A 17,706-nucleotide genomic window follows, 5' to 3' on the forward strand; every position below is an offset into this window, starting at 1 on the left:
GGGTGGCGACGGCATGGGCCGTCCGCCGCCGGTTCATGGGGAAAGTCCGGGCACGCCGGCAGGCGGCGCAGACCGGAATCAGGCCAGGAGCGGAACGGGTGGCCCTCGGGCCGGCAACGGCGCCGCGGTGAGCGCGGCGATGCGCGCGGCGGGAATGGGCTGGAGCGCGTGGCCCAGCGGCAGCGGCATGGCGGCCGCCACGGGCGCGGGCGCGGGGGGCGCGCCTGCCGGCGTGCACAGCGGGCAGTCCAGTGCCTGGCTGGCGCCTGCAGGGCCGCCCTCATCGACTGTCATCAGCTTCATCACGCCGCCGGCGCAGACCAGCTCGACACCCTGCGGCTGCACCACCGGCGAGGCCAGGGCCGCGCCCAGCGACAGCGCGAACCACGCCAGCACCAGGCGGGCGAGGCGGCGGGCGTTGCGCAGGGCGTGCATGGCGCGATTATGGGCGGGTCCGGTCAGAACCGATGGACCAGCACCAGGCGGAAGCTGCGCGACTCGATCGGGTGGAAGTGGATGTCGGCCACCGGCCCGGCTTCGCCCGGCAGCTGGGACTCGTAGTAGTAGTCGATGGCCGAGACCTGCCGGTCGGTCAGGTTGTAGCCCTCCAGCTCGATGCGGGTGCTGGGGCTGAGCTTGTAGCCGATGCGGCCGTTGAGCGTGGCCGTGCTGCCGGAGCGCACGCTGTTGTCCTCGATCAGCGGGCGCGGGCCGAAGTAGCGCAGCTGCAGCGCGCCGAACCAGGGGCCGACGTTGTCCACCGCCGCCGCGATGGACGCGACGCCCTCGACCGCGCCGGGGATGCGGTTGCCGGCCGGGTCGCTGCCCCGGAAGCGCGCCCGCGCGAAGGCCAGGTCGGCGTCCAGCGTCAGCCAGCGGTTGGGCTTGTAGTAGTTGGAGAACTCGAAGCCCACCCGGCGGCTGGGCCGCCCGGCCTCCGTGGTGCCGGCATCGCCCACGAACACCAGCTCGGAAGCCAGTTCCAGCCGGTAGACCGAGAAGCTGGACTGCAGGCCGGGGACCAGCTCGCTGCGCACGCCCAGTTCGTAGCCGGTGGAGCGCGCCAGCGGCGTCACGCGGTCGGCCGGCAGCCCGGTGGCCGGGTCGGTGGTGATGGTGGTGCCGCGCGCGTCGTTGCTGTGGAAGCCCCGTCCCGCGCCGGCGTAGAACTCGGTCTTGGCCCAGGGCCCGAAGATCAGGTTCAGCTTGGGGCTGAACTGGCGGGCGTCGGCGCGGCCGCCGTTCTCCGGCCGGTCGCTGCGCACGTCGAAGCGGAAGGCGTCGGCGCGCACGCCGGCCACGGTGCGCAGCCAGGGCAGCCAGCGGGTGGCGTTCTCCAGGTACAGGCCGGCGCTGCTCTCGACGATGTGGTCCTCGCGCACCGTGGCCAGCCGCTGGCGCGCGACGGTGGTGTACAGGCCGTTGTAGATGTTGTCGTTCTGCAGTTGCAGGCCCACGGTCGTTTCGGACTCGCGGCCCATAAACGGCGTGGCCCAGGTATGGCTGGCGTTCAGGCCGGTGGTGGTGCGCCGGTCGGGCTGGGCGAACTGGTCGCCATTGACCGGGTCGTTGAGGAAGTAGGTGAAGTTGGAGAACAGCTGCAGCCGGTTGGCCACCGCGTAGGCGTTGACCTTGGTGGCGCCCGCGGCGGTGGTGCGCTGCCAGCCGCCCGACAGGCTGTAGCGCTCGGCGCGGCCGCCGTCGGTCTGGTCGATCGCGTCGAAGCGGTCCAGCCGGCCGGCCTGCACCTCGCGCAGCGGGAGCTGGTCGGTCGCATGCCAGCGGCCGCGGTAGGCCATGCCGGTGAGGTTGAAGCCGTTGGCCGAGCTGCCCTGGCTGTAGCGCAGCACGGCGTTGACCTTGCGGTAGTCGTCCTCCACCACCCAGGGGCCGTCGTTGTGGAACAGCTCCAGTGCGTACAGCAGGTGGCCGTCGCCGAGCTTGGGCGAATCCGCCAGCAGGGTGCGCCGCCAGCCGTACTGGCCCAGGCCCACGCTGGCGATGCCCCGCTCCAGCCGGTCGGCATAGGTGATGTGCACGGCGCCGGCCGAGGCGAAGTCGCCCTCGGCCGCGTAGAACGGGCCCTTGCGGTACTCCAGCAGCGTGGCCAGCTCGGGGATCAGGAAGTTCAGGTCGGTCCAGCCCTGGCCGTGCGCGTGGCTGCGCTGGTTGACCAGCATGCCGTCGATGGTGGTGCGCAGGTCGGTGCCGTGGTCCAGGTTGAAGCCGCGCAGGTAGAACTGGTTGGCCTTGCCCTCGCCGCTGTGCTGGCTGACCACCAGGCCGGGCGTGGTCTCCAGCAGTTCACCGGGCCGGTAGACGGTGCGGGCGTCGAGCTGCTCCTGTGTCACCACGCCGGTGTTGGCGGTCTCGGCCGTCTCCAGCTGGCTGGTGCGCGAGCCCTGCACCGTCACGGGCTTGAGCGTCCCGGCATCCTGGGCGCGCACGGGCGCAGCCAGGGACAGGGCGGCGGCGGCGAGCGCGCCGAGGCGGAAGACGGTCACGGGGGTTCCCAAGAAAAAAGGATGAGATTGCGATCATAGGAACAGCCCTTGCGCGCGCGGCCAAGCCCCCGCGCCGCAGGATGGTTCTTGTGGCGCCGCCCCGACAGGAGCCGTTCAGAACCGCGGCGCGCGCCGCTCGCGCAGCGACGCCAGGCCTTCGTGCACGTCCGGCCCGCCGAAGCCCATGAATTCCAGCGCCAGCGAGGTGTCGAAGACCGGGCCGGCCTGGCGCAGCCAGTTGTTGAGCGCGTACTTGGTCCAGCGGATCGCGGTCTGCGAGCCGGCCGCCAGCCTGTCGGCAATGGCGTAGGCGCGCGGCAGCAGCTCGGCCTCCTCCACCGCCAGCGACACCAGGCCGATGCGCTCGGCCTCCTCGCCGCTCACCGGCTCGCACAGCAGCAGGTAGTACTTGGCCTTGGCCATGCCGCACAGCAGCGGCCAGACGATGGCCGCATGGTCGCCGGCGGCCACGCCCAGGCGGGTGTGGCCGTCCACGATCTTCGCGCTACGGGCCGCCACCGAGATGTCGGCCAGCAGGCCGGCCACCAGGCCCGCGCCCACCGCCGGGCCGTGCAGCGCGCTGACGATGGGCTTGTCGCAGTTGATCACGTTGTAGACCAGCTCGCGCGCCTCCTTCCAGACCCGGGTGCGGGTCTCGAAATCGGCCGCCATGTCCTGCACCAGCCCCAGGTCGCCGCCGCCCGAGAAGCCCTGGCCCTCGCCGCGCAGCACGGCCGCGCGCACGCCCTCATCCTGCGAGACGTCGCGCCAGATCTCCGCCAGCTCGCGGTGGCCGTCGTGGCCGGCCGTGGGCAGCTTGCCGTTGGCCGCCCGCATCTGGATGTCCAGCACCGCGCCCCCGGGCCCGCGGCGGCTGATGTGCAGGGTCTGGTAGCGGCCGTAGTCCATGCGCCGGTCTCCTGGTTTTGGGTGTAATCGGGGGATGGCTAGCTTATTCCACCTCGCCTTCCACGTGACCGACCTGGCCGCGGCGCGCCGCTTCTACGGCGGCGTGATGGGCTGCGCCGAAGGCCGCAGCACCGACACCTGGGTCGACTACGACTTCTTCGGCCACCAGATCTCGCTGCACCTGGGCGAGCCGTTCAAGACCACCCGCACCGGCCGGGTGGGCGACCAGCTGGTGCCCATGCCGCACTTCGGCCTGGTGCTGGCGCTGCCCGAGTGGCGTCAGCTGGCCGACCGGCTGCGCCAGGCCGGCACCGAGTTCGTGATGGAGCCCCAGCTGCGCTATCCCGGCCAGCCGGGCGAACAGTGGACCATGTTCTTCTGCGACCCCAGCGGCAACCCGATCGAGGTGAAGGGCTTGGCCTCGATGGACGGCCTCTACGCGCGCCAGTAGGCCAGGTCCTACAAACGCTGTTGACCCGAGACGCTGGCGCCGGCGGCCCGGGTTTGTTACGGTCGTTGCCCATGACTTTCGCAGACCTCCTGTGTCCGTCCTGCGCCCTGTTCCTGGACTTCGACGGCACGCTGGTGGACATCGCCCCCCAGCCCGAGGCCGTGGTCGTGCCGGCCGGGCTGATCGACACCCTTCAGACCCTGCACGGCTACCTGGAGGGGGCCGTGGCCGTGATCAGCGGCCGGCCGATCGCGCAGATCGATGAATTCCTCACGCCGCTGCGCCTGCCCGCCGCCGGCGTGCACGGCGCCGAGCGCCGCCGCGCCGACGGCGAGCTGCTGCTGCTGGCCACGCCGCCGCTGCGGCAGGTGGAGGACGCCGCCCGTGCCCTGGTGGGCCAGCATCCGCGGCTGCGCCTGGAGCTCAAGCGCGGTTCGGTCGCGCTGCATTACCGGCAGGCGCCGGAGCTCGAATCGCGCTGCGTGCAGGCGCTGCAGGAGGCGGTGGACCAGTCGCCGGGCCTGACCCTGCTGCGCGGCAAGATGGTGGTGGAGGCCAAGCCGGGCGGCGCCAGCAAGGGCCGGGCGATCGAGGAGTTCCTGCAGGAGCCTCCCTTCCTGGGCCGCACGCCGGTGTTCATCGGCGACGACATCACCGACGAGGTGGGCTTTTCCACGGTGCAGCGGCTGGGGGGGCTGGGCGTCAAGGTGGGCGAAGGCGCCAGCGTCGCCTGGCAGCGCATGGCCAATCCGGCCGTGATGCGCGAGGAGATGGAGCGCGCCGTGTGCGCGCAGATGCGAAAGGCCGGGTCATGAGCCGCACGGCCGTTCCGAAGGCTCATGGCACCGCAGCCCACAGGGCGGAGGTTTCCCGATGACCGCCGGGCGGCTGAAGCCCTCGCTCGACCTGGGCGTGATCGGCAACTGCGCCTACAGCGCGCTGGTGGACGCGCGCGGCGGCATCGTCTGGTGTTGCCTGCCGCGCTTCGACGGCGACCCGGTGTTCAACAGCCTGCTCGACCCGAGCGAGAACGGCGCCTTCTGGACCATCGAGCTGGAGGACTTCGAGCGCAGCGAGCAGTTCTACGAGCCCAACACCGCGGTGCTGCACACCCGCCTGTACGACCGGCAGGGCCAGGGCATAGAGATCACCGACTTCGCGCCGCGCTTCGTCAACCGCGGCCGCACCTTCCGCCCGCTCACGCTGGTGCGGCGCGTCAAGGTGCTGGGCGGCTCGCCGCGCATGCGGGTGCTGCTGCGGCCGCGCTTCGACTGGGGCCGGCAGAAGCCCCAGACCACCCAGGGCAGCACCCACATCCGCTACGTCGGCGCGCACACCACGCTGCGGCTCAACAGCGACACGCCGCTGTCGTACCTCCTGTCCGAGTCCTTCTTCGTGGCCGACCGGCCGATGAACTTCATCCTGGGCCCGGACGAGACGCTGCTGACCGGCATCGAGGACACGGCGCGCGGCTTCGAGCAGGAGACCGTGGCCTACTGGCGGGCCTGGACCCGCGCGCTGTCGCTGCCGCTGGAGTGGCAGGAGGCGGTGATCCGCGCCGCCATCACGCTCAAGCTGTCGCTGTTCGAGGACACGGGCGCCATCGTGGCCGCCATGACCACCAGCATCCCCGAGGCGGCCGACAGCGGCCGCAACTGGGACTACCGCTACTGCTGGCTGCGCGACGCCTTCTTCGTGGTGCGTGCCCTCAACAGCATCAGCGAGGTGGCCACCATGGAGGACTACCTGCGCTGGCTGAACAACGTGATCGTCAGCTCGCGCGGCGGCCACATCCAGCCGCTGTACGGCATCGGCATGGAAAAGGCGCTGCCGGAGTCCATCCTGACGCACCTGCCGGGCTACCGCGGCATGGGGCCGGTGCGCGTGGGCAACCAGGCCGCCGAGCACTTCCAGCACGACGTGTACGGCAACATCGTGCTGGGCGCGGCCCAGGCCTTCCACGACCAGCGCCTGTTCCGCCGCGCCGGCCGCACCGAGTTCGGCTACATGGAGGCGGTGGGCGAACAGGCCTTCCGCATCTACGACACGCCCGACGCCGGCATGTGGGAGCTGCGCACCCGCGCGCGCGTGCACACCTCGTCGGCCCTCATGAGCTGGGCCGCCTGCGACCGGCTGGCCAAGATCGCCGCCACGCTCGCGCTGCCGCAGCGGCAGCGCTACTGGCGCGAGCGCGCGGACGCGATGCGCGAGCGCATCCTGCGCGAGTCCTGGAGCGAGGAGCGCCAGGCCTTCGCCGAAAGCTTCGGCGGCCGCGACCTGGACGCCAGCGTGCTGCTGATGGCCGAGGTCAACATGATCGACCCGAACGACCCGCGCTTCCTGGCCACCATCGCCGCGCTGGAGAAGACGCTGTGCGACGGGCCGTACATGCGCCGCTACGAGGCGGCCGACGACTTCGGCAAGCCCGAGACCGCGTTCAACATCTGCACCTTCTGGCGCATCGACGCGCTGGCGCGCATCGGCCGCAAGAAGGAGGCGCGCGAGATCTTCGAGGTCATGCTCAAGAGCCGCAACCCGCTGGGCCTGCTGTCCGAAGACACGCATGCCGAGAGTAGCGAGATGTGGGGCAACTTCCCCCAGACCTATTCCATGGTCGGCCTGATCAACGCCGCGGTGCGCTTGTCGGCGTCCTGGGACACCGTCATCTAGCGCCGCCATGCCGCGCCTGGTCGTCGTCTCCAACCGCATCGCCGACCCGCGCAAGACGGCGGCCGGCGGCCTGGCGGTCGCGCTGGCCGAGGTGCTGAACAACACCGGCGGCATGTGGTTCGGCTGGAGCGGCAAGGTGATCGAGCCGTCGGCCGGCGGCAAGGCCGGCGAGGGCGAGGTGCACACCCAGCAGGCCGGAGCGGTGAAGCTGGTGACGGTGGACCTGGCCCGCGAGGACTACGACGCCTACTACGTGGGCTACTCCAACGGCGTGCTGTGGCCGGTGTTCCACTACCGGCTGGACCTGGCCGACTTCGACGCCGGCTACATCGGCGGCTACCGGCGGGTCAACCAGCTGTTCGCGCGCAAGCTCGCGCCGCTGCTGCAGCCGGACGACGTGATCTGGGTGCACGACTACCACCTGATCCCGCTGGCCGCCGAGCTGCGCGCCCTGGGCTGCCAGCAGCGCATCGGCTATTTCCTGCACATCCCGCTGCCGCCGCCGCTGATCCTGGCGGCCATCCCCGGCCACGACTGGCTGGTGCGAGGCCTGTGCTCGTACGACCTGGTGGGCTTCCAGAGCGAGGCCGACCACCAGCACTTCTGCCGCTACATCCAGTCGGAGGCGGGCGCGCAGGACGTCGGCGGCGGACGCTGGCGGGTGTTCAACCGCACGGTGCATGCCGGCGCTTACCCCATCGGCATCGACGTCGACGAGTTCGCCGCCGTCACGCAGGCGCCCGAGGCGCGCGAGATGTACGAGCGCATGAGGCGCGAGTACTCGCGGCGCAAGCTGCTGGTGGGCGTGGACCGGCTGGACTATTCCAAGGGCCTGCCGCACCGGCTCAAGGCCTTCCGCGAGCTGCTGCAGAAGTACCCGGAGACGCACAAGAGCGCCACCCTGATCCAGATCGCCTCGCCCAGCCGCGAGGACGTCAGCGCCTACAGCGACATCCTGCACGAGCTGGAGAGCCTGTGCGGCTCCATCAACGGCAACTTCGGCGAGCTGGACTGGATGCCGGTGCGCTACATGCACCGCACGGTGGCGCGCGCCCGCCTGCCCGGCCTGTACCGGGCCAGCCGGGTGGCCCTGGTCACGCCGCTGCGCGACGGCATGAACCTGGTGGCCAAGGAGTTCGTTGCGGCGCAGGACCCGGAGGACCCGGGGGTGCTGGTGCTGTCGCGTTTCGCCGGCGCGGCCGAGCAGCTGAAGGAGGCCCTGCTGGTCAACCCCTATGACAAGGAAGGCACGGCGGGCGCCATCCAGGTGGCGCTGCAGATGCCGCTGGAGGAGCGGCGCCAGCGCCACCAGGCCCTGCTGGCCAACTGCAAGCGCTTCGACGTGCACTGGTGGTGCGACACCTTCCTGGACACCCTGCGCACGGCACAGGCCGAGGAATCCGGCACGCCCTGGCTGCGGCTTTGATGCGGGCTGGGCAGCCGATGGATGTCACGACGGCCTGGATCCCGGCCGCACACCGCCATGCACGGCCGCGAGCACGGCCAGCATCGCGAAACCGACCGAGATGGCAGCGGGGAAGAAGGCCGCTCCGAACACATCCATCCCAAGGCCGATGACGGGTGGGCCAACGACGCCACCCACGCCGCTTCCCATCGTGAGGGCGGCGCTTCCCGCCAGGAGAGCCCCGCCTCTGAAATGATCGCCCAGCAAAGCCGTTGCGACGGTGGATACGCCGTAGGCTAAGGCGCCCCAGACGAACAGGAACGGCATGAACAGCGGTGTTGGGGCGACGGCGCCCAGGCACGCCGCGCCGGCTGCGGTGAGAGCCGCGCAGCCCGCGAGCACCCACTTGCGCGGATACCGGTCGGCCAGCCATCCGATCGGCACCTGCAAAACCACATTGCCGATGTTCAGAACGGCGACTGCGACTCCCATCTCGCGCAGGGCCACGCCTTGGTCCACGCCATAGGCCGGAAGAAACGCCAGGGTGGCGTGGTCAAACAGGCCGAACAGGGCCGTTGATGCGACCAGGATCGGCGCAAGGGGAAGAAACCGCAGGACCGAGACGCTCTCTTCCTTTTTGAAAGGCGGCACGCGACGACGCCACATCACCAGGCCGATGCAGGAGAGGACCAGCAGGCCCGAGAGCAGGCCCAGCCCTGCATCGCTGGAGAAGTCCACCAGCGACAGCAGCAGGGGGCCGCAGGAGAAGCCCGCCGCGAGGAACGTGGTGAAGATGCCGATCACCTTCCCGCGCTGCGCCGCGGGTGTCAGGCAGGCGATCCAGGCCTTGCTGACGATGTAGAACCCGGCGATGGCCATCCCCCACAGCAGGCGCGCCAGCAGCCAAACGCGGGGATCCTCCCACTGGGCCATCAAGAGGAGGAGGAGCGCTCCGCCCAGGGCGCAACCGGTGGCCAACGCAAACGCGCTGACCCGGCGCGTCAGCAAAGGCACGGCGAAGGCGCCGACGATCAGGCCCAGCGGCGTCATGCCCGCGGACAGGCCCACGAATGCGGAGCTGTATCGGTGCTGCTTGAGCAGGACACCCATCAAGACCGGGGTGCCCCCCACGGCGCCCGCGAACAACGCCACCAGCAGCGAGATCACCACGACATCGAGCCAGCGGACCTCGTCAGGCGACGTCAAGTTACTGGGCATGGGATGCCATCCACATCAGTCTGACCAGCCAGCATTTTGCCCGGGGCAAGGCCAGAAGCCGACCGGCGCGCGGGGACAAAGACATCCAAAGCCGGCGGCCGTCCGTAAAGGACTGCAGCAGGGACAGCGGTCCCTGTCATCCACAAACAGGAGCATCCCCAATGAAGAAGATTCTGATCGCCGCCTGCGCGGCCTCGCTGCTGGGCGCGTGCGCCAGCGGCATGAACAACAGCGGCTCCGGCGCGGGCATGGGCGCCTCGGCATCTGCCTCCGCCAACACCAAGATGGTGGGCGGCGCGCCCATGTTCCCCAGCAAGGACATCGTCGACAACGCGGTCAACTCCAAGGACCACACCACGCTGGTCGCCGCCGTCAAGGCCGCCGGACTGGTGGACACGCTGAAGTCGCCCGGCCCGTTCACCGTGTTCGCGCCGACCAACGCGGCGTTCTCCGCGCTGCCGGCCGGCACCGTGGACACGCTGCTCAAGCCGGAGAACAAGGCCACCCTGACCAAGGTGCTGACCTACCACGTGGTGCCCGGGCGCGTCGACGCGGCGGCGCTGGCGCGGCAGATCCAGGCCGGCGGCGGCAAGGCCATGCTCAAGACGGCCAGCGGCGGCACGCTGACGGCCACCATGAGCGGCCCCAACGTGCTGATCACCGACGACAAGGGCGGCGCGGCCACCGTGACCATCGCCGACGTCTACCAGTCCAACGGCGTGATCCACGTGGTCAACAAGGTGTTGCTGCCGGGTTGATGGCGCAGGCCGGGCCCCGCGGCCCGGTTTTAGACTCGACGCATGAAGCTCATCATGCGTCGCGCCGCGTGCGCCCTTCTCCTCTCGACCGGCGCCGCGGCGCCGGCCTGGGCCCTGCAGGCCTGCGAAGTCGACGGCACGCCCGTCGATACCGCCATCGGCAGCAGCACCCGCGGCAAGACCGGCTGGCTGCGCTGCCGCGACGCCGACTCGGGCCTGCTGCAGCGCGAACAGGAGCTGCGGGACGGCGCCTTCGTCGGGCGGGTGCGCTTCTACGACAAGGGCCGCCTGCAGCAGGAGCACTCGCTCAACGCGCGCGGCAACAAGCACGGCCCGGCGCGCGAGTTCGGGCCCGCCGGTCAGGTGCTGCGCGAATCCAGCTACGAGGACGGCCGCGAGAGCGGCCTGGCGCGCAGCTTCCACCCGGACGGCAGCCTGCGCCGCGCCGGCTTCCACGCGCCGCCCGCGGGCGAACAGGCCTTCGCGGAGTTCCTGGCGGGCGGCAAGCTGTACGACATCCGCTGCGGCAGCCGGCCGCTGCTGGCGCCGGCCGTGGACGATGCCGCGCTGTGCGGCTTCGGCGGCGCCGCGCCTTCGCAGGTCGAGCTGCACGGCGGCGATGGGCGGGTGCGGCACCGGCTGCGCTACGCGGGTGGCCAGGCGGTACGCGCCGAGTCGCTGCACGCCAACGGCCAGCCCAGCGTGGTCGAGGAGCTGGAAGGCGGCCGCCGCACCGAGCGCCGGTTCTCGCCCGAGGGCGTGAAGCGCCGCGAGACCGCCTGGGTCGCGGGCGAGCGCGGCGCGGTCAAGGAGCTGGAGCAGGAGTTCTCGGAGCGCGGCAGCCTGGTGCGCGAGCAGCGCTGGCAAAGCGGCGAGCCGGCCAGCGAGCGCAGCTTCTACCTGAACGGCCAGCCGCGCAGCAGCACCGAGTGGCGGCGCGAAGGCGCCCGCGTGCTGCGCACCGTGAGCCAGTTCCACGACAGCGGCGTGATCGAAAGCCGCGGCAGCTACGAGCAGCTGGCGCGCGGGCGCAGCCTTCCCGCGGGCAGCCACCAGCGCTTCGACGAGCAGGGGCGGCTGGCGGCCGAATCGGTCTACGACGGCCAGGGCCGGCTCTCGCGCGAGCGTGCCTGGGACGCGGCCGGCCAGCTGGTGCGCGACGACGAGGTGTTCGAGGACGGCTCGCGGCGGGCGTTCGCGCGCTAGGCGCTACGCCTTCGCCGGCGGCGCGATCTTCTGCTCGATCGCGCCGAAGAGGCTCTGGCCGTCCCTGCCCTTCATCTCGATGCGGATGGTGTCGCCGAACTTCATGAACTCGGTCGAGGGCTTGCCGTCCTGGATGGTCTCGATGGCGCGCTTCTCGGCGATGCAGCTGTAGCCCTTGGGCCATTCCATGCGGCCGTTGCGCTCCTCGCCCTTGTTGCTGACGGTGCCCGAGCCGACGATGCTGCCGGCGCGCACGTTGCGCGTCTTGCAGATGTGGGCGATCAGCTGGCCGAAGTGGAAGGTCATCTCCGGGCCGGCCTCGCACAGGCCGACCTTGCGGCCGTTCCAGCTGGACTGCAGCGTCAGGTGCAGCCGGCCGCCCTGCCAGGCGTCGCCCACCTCGTCCAGCGTCACCGCCACCGGGCTGAAGGCGGTGGCCGGCTTGCTCTGGAAGAAGCCGAAGCCCTTGGCCAGCTCGGCCGGGATCAGGTTGCGCAGGCTCACGTCGTTGGCCAGCATCAGCAGGCGCACCCCCTCCAGCGCCTGCTCCGGCGTGGCGCCCATGGGCACGTCGCCGGTGACCACCGCGATCTCGGCCTCGAAGTCGATGCCGAACTCCTCCTTGGGGACCACCACGTCGTCGCAGGGCCCCAGGAAGTCGTCGCTGCCGCCCTGGTACATCAGCGGGTCGGTGTAGAAGGTCTCGGGCACCTCGCTGTTGCGCGCGCGGCGCACCAGCTCCACGTGGTTGATGTAGGCCGAGCCGTCGGCCCACTGGTAGGCACGCGGCAGCGGCGCCATGCACTGCGCCGGATCGAAGGGGAAGGCATGGCGGGCCTTGCCCTGGTTCAGCGTCTCGTACAGGTCCTGCAGCTGGGGCGACAGGAAGTTCCAGTCGTCCAGCACCTGCTGCAGCCTGGCCGCGATGCCGGTCGCATAATGGGCCGTGCCGAGGTCGCGGGAGACGACCACCAGCTGGCCGTCGCGCGATCCGTCCTTGTAGGTTGCGAGCTTCATGCGGCTTGTTCTTTCCGAAGACGGTGCACCGGAAGCACCGGCGCGCGTTACGCTTAGTGAAATGAATTTAACTAATCGAAATTCTACAGGACGGCAGTGAAGGAGCGGGCGGGCATCCAGTCGGTGGAGGTGGGCTTCGCCCTGCTGCAGGTGCTGGCCCAGGCGCCCGGTCCTCTGATGCTGCGCGACCTGGCCGCCGCCGCCGGCATGAGCGCGGCCAAGGCGCACCGCTACCTGGTGAGTTTCCAGCGGCTGCAGCTGGTGGTGCAGGACGCCGGCAGCACGCGCTACGACCTGGGCCCGGCGGCGCTGAAGCTGGGCCTGGCCTCGCTGTCCCGGCTGGATGCCGTCAAGCTGGCGCGCGAACGGGTCGCCGGCCTGATGGAGCGCATCGGCCACACCCTGGCGCTGGCGGTGTGGGGCAACCAGGGCCCCACCATCGTGCACTGGGAGGAGTCGCCTTCCGCGGTCACCGTGAACCTGCGCCTGGGCGACGTGATGCCGCTGCTGTCCTCGGCCACCGGCCGCTGCTTCGCCGCCTACGCGCCCCAGGAGGCGATCGCTTCCCGGCTGCAGGAGGAGATCGCGCGCGCCCAGAAGCAGGGCCGCACCGACGTGCCCACCTCGATGGCGCAGGCGCACGAGATGCTGGACCAGGTGCGCGCGCGCGGCATGGCGCGGGTGGTCGACGTGCTGCTGCCCGGCATCGTGGGCTTTTGCGCGCCGGTGTTCGACTCCGACGGCCACATGGTGCTGGGGCTGGTGGCCCTGGGCCCCACCGGCACCTTCGACCCGGACTGGGGCGGCACGGTGGAGGCGCCGCTGCGCGAGGCGGCGGCGCAGCTGTCGCGCGATCTGGGGCATCGCGGATGAATCGCCGGGCCCGGCCCTGGCGCGCGATGGCGCTGCTGGCCGGGTCGGTGCTGGCGCTGCACCTGGCGGTGCTGGAGGGTCTGTCGGCGGCCCGGCCGGTGCCGGCGTCGACTGCCGGCGGCTCCAGCTTCAGGTTCCGCCACATCGAACCAGCGGCGCCACCGCCGGCAGCGGATCCCCGGCCGGCCGCGGCCCCGGAGCCGGCGCGCAGCACGGCGAGGCGAACCGCCGTCCCATCGACGGTGTCCGCCACACCTGCTCCATCCGCGAAACCCGCCGCATCCACCGCCCCCGTTCCACCCTCGCCGGCCGCTTCCGCCGCCCTTGCCCTGGCCGAGGACATCGGTGGCGCGGCCGGTCCCGGCGGCTGGGACCTGGCAAGCATCGCCGACCCCATGCGGCTGCATTACCAGGTGAACACGGCCCGCCAGCCGGACGCGGTGGGCAGCGCGCAGCTGGACTGGCGGCACGACGGCCGGCGCTACGAAGCCGCGCTGGACATCGCGGCACCCGGGGCGCCGCCGCGCCACCAGCGCAGCAGCGGTGCCGTCACCGCCCAGGGGCTGGCGCCGGAGCGCTTCGCCGACCGGGTGCGCAGCGAGCAGGCGGCCCACTTCGACCGCGGCGCCGGGCGCCTGGTGTTCAGCACCAACCGGCCGGGCGCCGGCCTGCTGCCCGGCGCGCAGGACCGGCTGAGCGTGCTGATGCAGCTCGGGGGGCTGCTGGCCGCGGCGCCGCCGGGCCGCCTGCGCCCCGGCCAGGTGCTGGCCCTGCAGACGGCCGGCACGCGCGAGGCCGCGGTCTGGCGCTTCCAGGTCGAAGCCGAGGAGGACCTGCAGCTGCCCGGCGGGACGCTGCGCGCCTGGCGGCTGGTGCGCCCGCCGCGGCACGAATGGGACCTGCACATCCAGCTGTGGCTGGCCCCCGGGCAGGCTTACGCCCCCGTGCGCCTGCGTCTGACACCCGCGAATGGCGAATGGCTGGACCTGCAGTGGCTGCGAACCGACAAAGGCTGAGGCAGGGCATCCCTACCCTGCAAGACATGGGAGGCTCGCGCTCGCGGCCGGTCCACCTTGAAACCGGCTCGAACGTTGCTAACTGACGTGGCTAGAAGGACACTACACCATGCAAATGCTCTATGACTCCGACTCGTTCGTCGTCGTGCACATGCAGGCCAATGCACCCGCCGAGGGTGAACCCGAGCCGCGCATCGCGCGCCACGGCTTCGAGATCGTCGACAAGCGGACCAACCGCGAGGTCTACCTGGACGGCAGCTGGGCCGACGCGTTCCAGCGGCAGATCAACGCCTGGCAGCTGAACACCCCCACCCAGGAGGAAGTGGAAGAAACCCTGGACGGCTACGCCGAACTGGCCCAGAACCCGCTGGTCATGCACTGAAGAATCAGTGCCCCCACGCTTGTCACTGCGTGTACTGCGCTGCCCCCCGAGGGGGCCTTCGCGCCTTGGGACGGCCCGGCGGCGCTCAAGAACCTCGCGTTAACCGGTACAGCGGCCCGACCAGCACCAGGACCGCGACCAGCCGGCACACCTGGAAGGCCGTCACCACCGGCACCCCCATTTGCAGCACCTTGGCGGTGATCGCCATCTCGGCGATGCCGCCGGGCGCGGTGCCCAGCACCAGCGTGGCCGGGTGCAGGCCGGTCAGCCGCGCCAGCAGCAGCGCGAAGCCGGCCGACAGCACGATCATCACCCCCGACCCCAGCGCCACCGAAGCCAGCCAGCGCGGCGCCGTGTGGACGAACTCGGCGCGAAAGCGCACCCCCAGGCTGACGCCGATCACCAGCTGCGCGGCATTGGTGGCCCAGGCCGGCAGCGCCGACAGCTCCAGGCCCGTCATGGCGAAGGCCATGGCCACCAGCAGCGCGCCCATGAACCAGGGATTGGCCCAGCGCGTGCGCGACATCAGCAGGGCGCCGGTCCCGGTGGCGCCGGCCAGCAGCGCCAGCCCGCCCGGATCGAACCGGCGCGCCGCCGCGCCCGGGTCCAGGCCGTGCACGCCGCTGAAGCTGAAGGCGAAGGGGATGGCCACGGTCACCACCAGCAGGCGCAGGCTGTGCGCGGCCGCCACCAGGTCGGTGCGAGCGCCTTCGCGCTCGGCCAGCAGCGTCATCTCCGAGGCGCCGCCCACCGCCCCGGCGAAATAGCTGGTGGCGCGCCGCACCGGTTCGCTCTCGGGCAGGCGACGCGCCAGGTCGCGGTGCAGCCAGCGGCCGAACAGCCAGCCCAGGGCCAGGGCCCAGGCGATGCCCAGCGCGATCGCCCACCACAGCCGCGCCACCAGCGCGGTGACCTGCGGCGTGAAGTACAGCCCCAGCGCGGTGCCGATCAGCCACTGGCCGGCATTGCGCAGCGGGTCCCAGCTCTGCGTGGGCGCGCCCAGCATCGAGGCCGCGGCCGTGGCCAGCAGCGGGCCGATCATCCAGGGCAGGGGGACGCCCAGCCGGCTGCACAGCAGCGCGGCGGCCAGGGCGGCGGCCAGGGTGGCGAGGGTGCGAAGCTGGAAACTGCGGGTCATTCGAAGGCAGTGGGCGCGGGGCGCGGCCGGCGCTTAGTATCGTTGCATGAGCCTGAGCCTGAGCTTGCGCCGTCTTGCCGCCGTGCTGGTCCTGCCGCTGGCCGCGGCGGCCTGCGCGTCCCTGCCGCCGCCGGTGGCGCAGGCGTTGCCGGCCGACGTGCTGCTGCTGGGCGAGCAGCACGACGTGGCGGCGCACCAGGAGCGCCATCGCGAGACGGTGGCCGGGCTGGCGGCCCAGGGCCGGCTGGCCGCCCTGGCACTGGAAATGGCCGAGGTCGGGCGCTCCACCGCCGGCCTGCAGCGCGACGCCTCCGAAGCCGCGGTGCGCGAGGCGCTGCGCTGGAACGACGAAGGCTGGCCTTGGCAGGCCTACGGCCCGGCCGTCATGGCCGCGGTGCGCGCCGGCGTGCCCGTGCTGGGCGCCAACCTGCCGCGCAAGGACATGCGCGGCGCCATGGTCGACGCGGGTCTGGACGGCCGCCTGCCCGAGGCCGAGCTGGCCGCCCAGCGCCAGGCGATCCGCGACGGCCATTGCGGCCTGCTGCCGCAGGCGCAGATCGCGCCCATGGCGCGGATCCAGATCGCGCGCGACATCGCGATGGCGCGCACGCTGGCGCAGGCCGCGCGTCCCGGCCGGACCGTGGTGCTGCTGGCGGGCAGCGGCCACGTGGACGAGCAGCTGGGCGTGCCGCGGCACCTGCCGTCCGCGCTGCGCTGGCGCGCCATCCGCTGGCCCGCCGATCCGGGCCAGCCGGCGCGCGACTACTGCGCGCAGCTGCGCGAGCAGATGCCGCCGCGCCGCTGAAGCAGCGCCGCCGTCCCTTTCAGGCGTGCTGCCGGATCGAGTCGGCCAGCGTGTTCACCAGCTGGTCGATGTGCGACTTCTCCACGACGTAGGGCGGCGCGATCACCACCACGTCGCCGGCCGGGCGCACCAGGGCGCCCTTGCGGAAGCAATCGAGGTAGATGTCGTAGGCGCGCTTGCCCGGCAGGCCGGCGATCGGCGCCAGCTCCACCGCCGCCGCCAGCCCCAGGCTGCGGATGCCCACCACGTTGGGCAGGCCCTTGAAGGTGGAATGGAAGGCGTCGCCCAGCACCTTGCCCATTTCGCCGGCGCGCGGGAACAGGCCTTCCTTCTGGTACAGGTCCAGCGTGGCGATCGCCGCGGCGCAGGACACCGGATGGCCCGAGTAGGTGTAGCCGTGGAAGAACTCGATGACGTGCTCCGGCGCGTCGGTCTTCATCATCGTGTCGTAGAGCTTGTCGCGGCAGATCACGCCGCCCAGCGGGATCACGCCGTTGGTGACGCACTTGGCGAAGTTCAGCATGTCCGGCACCACGCCGTAGAAGTCGGCGCCGAAGCTGGTGCCCATGCGGCCGAAGCCGGTGATCACCTCGTCGAAGATCAGCAGGATGCCGTGCTTGTCGCAGATCTCGCGCAGCCGCTTGAGGTAGCCCTTGGGCGGCAGGTACCAGCCGGCCGAGCCCGCCACCGGCTCGACGATGATGGCGGCGACATTCTCGGGGGAGTGCAGCGGCAGGATGCGCTGCTCCAGCTCCAGCAGGTAGTCCTCCTGCGACACCGGCTCCTGGTTGTGGATGTAGGCGTTGGCCGGGTCGTGGATGAAGCGCATGTGGTCCACCCGCGGCAGCAGCGCGGTGCCGTACACCTTGCGGTTGGCGGGAATGCCGCCCACGCTCATGCCGCCGAAGCCCACGCCGTGGTAGCCGCGCTCGCGGCCGATGAAGATGTTGCGATGCCCTTCGCCGCGGGCGCGGTGGTAGGCCAGCGCCACCTTCATCGAGGTGTCCGCCGCTTCCGAGCCGGAGTTGCAGAACAGCACCTTGTTCAGGTCGCCCGGCGCCATCGCGGCGATCTTCTGCGCCGCCAGGAAGGCCTGGTCGTTGGCGGCGTTGAACGCGGTGGCGTAGTCCAGCGTGTCCAGCTGCTTCTTGATGGCCTCGTTGATGGGCTTGCGGTTGTGGCCGGCGCCCACGCACCACAGGCTGGAGATGCCGTCGACGACCTGGCGGCCGTCGTGGGTGGTGAAGTGCATGCCGTCGGCCGCCACGAACACGCGCGGTTCCTTCTTGAAATGGCGGTTCGGCGTGAAGGGCAGCCAGTGGTTGCCCGTGTCGAAGTCGTTGTAGGCCATGGT

17 protein-coding genes are annotated in these 17,706 nt (G+C 71.4%); 10 read left to right on the forward strand and 7 right to left on the reverse strand.

Translation table 11 applies throughout. The annotated features are described in order from the left end of the window. Window positions 1–78: 78 nt before the first annotated feature. The 3 genes from RTA_RS18650 to RTA_RS18660 form a co-directional block, all read right to left on the reverse strand. Window positions 79–435: a hypothetical protein gene (locus RTA_RS18650; protein WP_013902986.1), complete on the reverse strand. Its 357-nt coding sequence runs from the start codon at window positions 433–435 to the stop codon at window positions 79–81. A 23-nt stretch (window positions 436–458) separates the two neighbouring features. Further along, complete coding sequence (locus tag RTA_RS18655) at window positions 459–2,504, reverse strand: TonB-dependent receptor (RefSeq protein ID WP_013902987.1); 2,046 nt, start codon at window positions 2,502–2,504, stop codon at window positions 459–461. 114 nt (window positions 2,505–2,618) lie between these two features. Continuing rightward, entirely contained in the window at window positions 2,619–3,413 is a 795-nt protein-coding gene (locus tag RTA_RS18660; protein WP_013902988.1) for an enoyl-CoA hydratase/isomerase family protein, read from the reverse strand. A 34-nt stretch (window positions 3,414–3,447) separates the two neighbouring features. Between RTA_RS18660 and RTA_RS18665 the strand changes: the two genes are divergently transcribed. From RTA_RS18665 to otsA, 4 genes are all read left to right on the forward strand, one after another. Beyond that, the gene (locus RTA_RS18665) at window positions 3,448–3,864 is read left to right on the forward strand and encodes a VOC family protein (protein ID WP_013902989.1); all 417 of its coding nucleotides are present in this window, start codon (window positions 3,448–3,450) and stop codon (window positions 3,862–3,864) included. A gap of 71 nt (window positions 3,865–3,935) precedes the next feature. Then, complete coding sequence (gene otsB / locus RTA_RS18670) at window positions 3,936–4,679, forward strand: trehalose-phosphatase (RefSeq protein ID WP_041675758.1); 744 nt, start codon at window positions 3,936–3,938, stop codon at window positions 4,677–4,679. 58 nt (window positions 4,680–4,737) lie between these two features. After that, window positions 4,738–6,534 carry a glycoside hydrolase family 15 protein gene (locus RTA_RS18675; protein ID WP_013902991.1) on the forward strand — a complete coding sequence of 599 codons (1,797 nt, stop codon included), beginning with the start codon at window positions 4,738–4,740 and terminating at the stop codon, window positions 6,532–6,534. Window positions 6,535–6,541: 7 nt separating this feature from the next. Next, window positions 6,542–7,960: an alpha,alpha-trehalose-phosphate synthase (UDP-forming) gene (otsA, locus tag RTA_RS18680; RefSeq protein ID WP_013902992.1), complete on the forward strand. Its 1,419-nt coding sequence runs from the start codon at window positions 6,542–6,544 to the stop codon at window positions 7,958–7,960. A 24-nt stretch (window positions 7,961–7,984) separates the two neighbouring features. On the opposite strand, the gene RTA_RS18685 is transcribed toward otsA, so the two are convergent. Then, on the reverse strand, window positions 7,985–9,157 hold the full coding sequence (locus RTA_RS18685; RefSeq protein ID WP_013902993.1) for an MFS transporter: 1,173 nt from the start codon (window positions 9,155–9,157) through the stop codon (window positions 7,985–7,987). A gap of 161 nt (window positions 9,158–9,318) precedes the next feature. Between RTA_RS18685 and RTA_RS18690 the strand changes: the two genes are divergently transcribed. Next, window positions 9,319–9,915: a fasciclin domain-containing protein gene (locus tag RTA_RS18690; protein WP_013902994.1), complete on the forward strand. Its 597-nt coding sequence runs from the start codon at window positions 9,319–9,321 to the stop codon at window positions 9,913–9,915. A 42-nt stretch (window positions 9,916–9,957) separates the two neighbouring features. Then, the gene (locus RTA_RS18695) at window positions 9,958–11,121 is read left to right on the forward strand and encodes a toxin-antitoxin system YwqK family antitoxin (RefSeq protein WP_013902995.1); all 1,164 of its coding nucleotides are present in this window, start codon (window positions 9,958–9,960) and stop codon (window positions 11,119–11,121) included. A gap of 3 nt (window positions 11,122–11,124) precedes the next feature. Here RTA_RS18695 and RTA_RS18700 read toward each other — a convergent pair whose 3' ends face one another. Continuing rightward, window positions 11,125–12,138, reverse strand: a complete 1,014-nt coding sequence (locus tag RTA_RS18700; RefSeq protein WP_013902996.1) for a fumarylacetoacetate hydrolase family protein — start codon at window positions 12,136–12,138, stop codon at window positions 11,125–11,127. Window positions 12,139–12,234: 96 nt separating this feature from the next. Between RTA_RS18700 and RTA_RS18705 the strand changes: the two genes are divergently transcribed. The 3 genes from RTA_RS18705 to RTA_RS18715 all read left to right on the forward strand — a co-directional run bounded on the left by RTA_RS18705 (window position 12,235) and on the right by RTA_RS18715 (window position 14,409). Next, window positions 12,235–13,011 (forward strand): IclR family transcriptional regulator, encoded by a 777-nt coding sequence (locus RTA_RS18705; RefSeq protein WP_013902997.1) that lies wholly within the window; start codon window positions 12,235–12,237, stop codon window positions 13,009–13,011. Beyond that, a complete protein-coding gene (locus tag RTA_RS18710; protein WP_013902998.1) occupies window positions 13,008–14,027 on the forward strand; it encodes a DUF3108 domain-containing protein in 1,020 nt (339 codons plus the stop codon). Before RTA_RS18705 ends, RTA_RS18710 begins: the two co-directional genes overlap by 4 nt. Before the next feature lie 109 nt (window positions 14,028–14,136). Further along, the gene (locus tag RTA_RS18715; RefSeq protein ID WP_013902999.1) at window positions 14,137–14,409 is read left to right on the forward strand and encodes a BTH_I0359 family protein; all 273 of its coding nucleotides are present in this window, start codon (window positions 14,137–14,139) and stop codon (window positions 14,407–14,409) included. A gap of 85 nt (window positions 14,410–14,494) precedes the next feature. Here RTA_RS18715 and RTA_RS18720 read toward each other — a convergent pair whose 3' ends face one another. After that, complete coding sequence (locus tag RTA_RS18720; RefSeq protein WP_013903000.1) at window positions 14,495–15,547, reverse strand: AbrB family transcriptional regulator; 1,053 nt, start codon at window positions 15,545–15,547, stop codon at window positions 14,495–14,497. A gap of 46 nt (window positions 15,548–15,593) precedes the next feature. Between RTA_RS18720 and RTA_RS18725 the strand changes: the two genes are divergently transcribed. After that, on the forward strand, window positions 15,594–16,352 hold the full coding sequence (locus RTA_RS18725; RefSeq protein ID WP_013903001.1) for a ChaN family lipoprotein: 759 nt from the start codon (window positions 15,594–15,596) through the stop codon (window positions 16,350–16,352). A 19-nt stretch (window positions 16,353–16,371) separates the two neighbouring features. Here RTA_RS18725 and aptA read toward each other — a convergent pair whose 3' ends face one another. Further along, window positions 16,372–17,703 carry an omega-aminotransferase AptA gene (gene aptA, locus RTA_RS18730; RefSeq protein ID WP_013903002.1) on the reverse strand — a complete coding sequence of 444 codons (1,332 nt, stop codon included), beginning with the start codon at window positions 17,701–17,703 and terminating at the stop codon, window positions 16,372–16,374. Window positions 17,704–17,706 lie beyond the last annotated feature (3 nt).

Origin of the sequence: Ramlibacter tataouinensis TTB310, assembly GCF_000215705.1 — a bacterium.
In the GTDB taxonomy this organism is placed as follows: domain Bacteria; phylum Pseudomonadota; class Gammaproteobacteria; order Burkholderiales; family Burkholderiaceae_C; genus Ramlibacter; species Ramlibacter tataouinensis.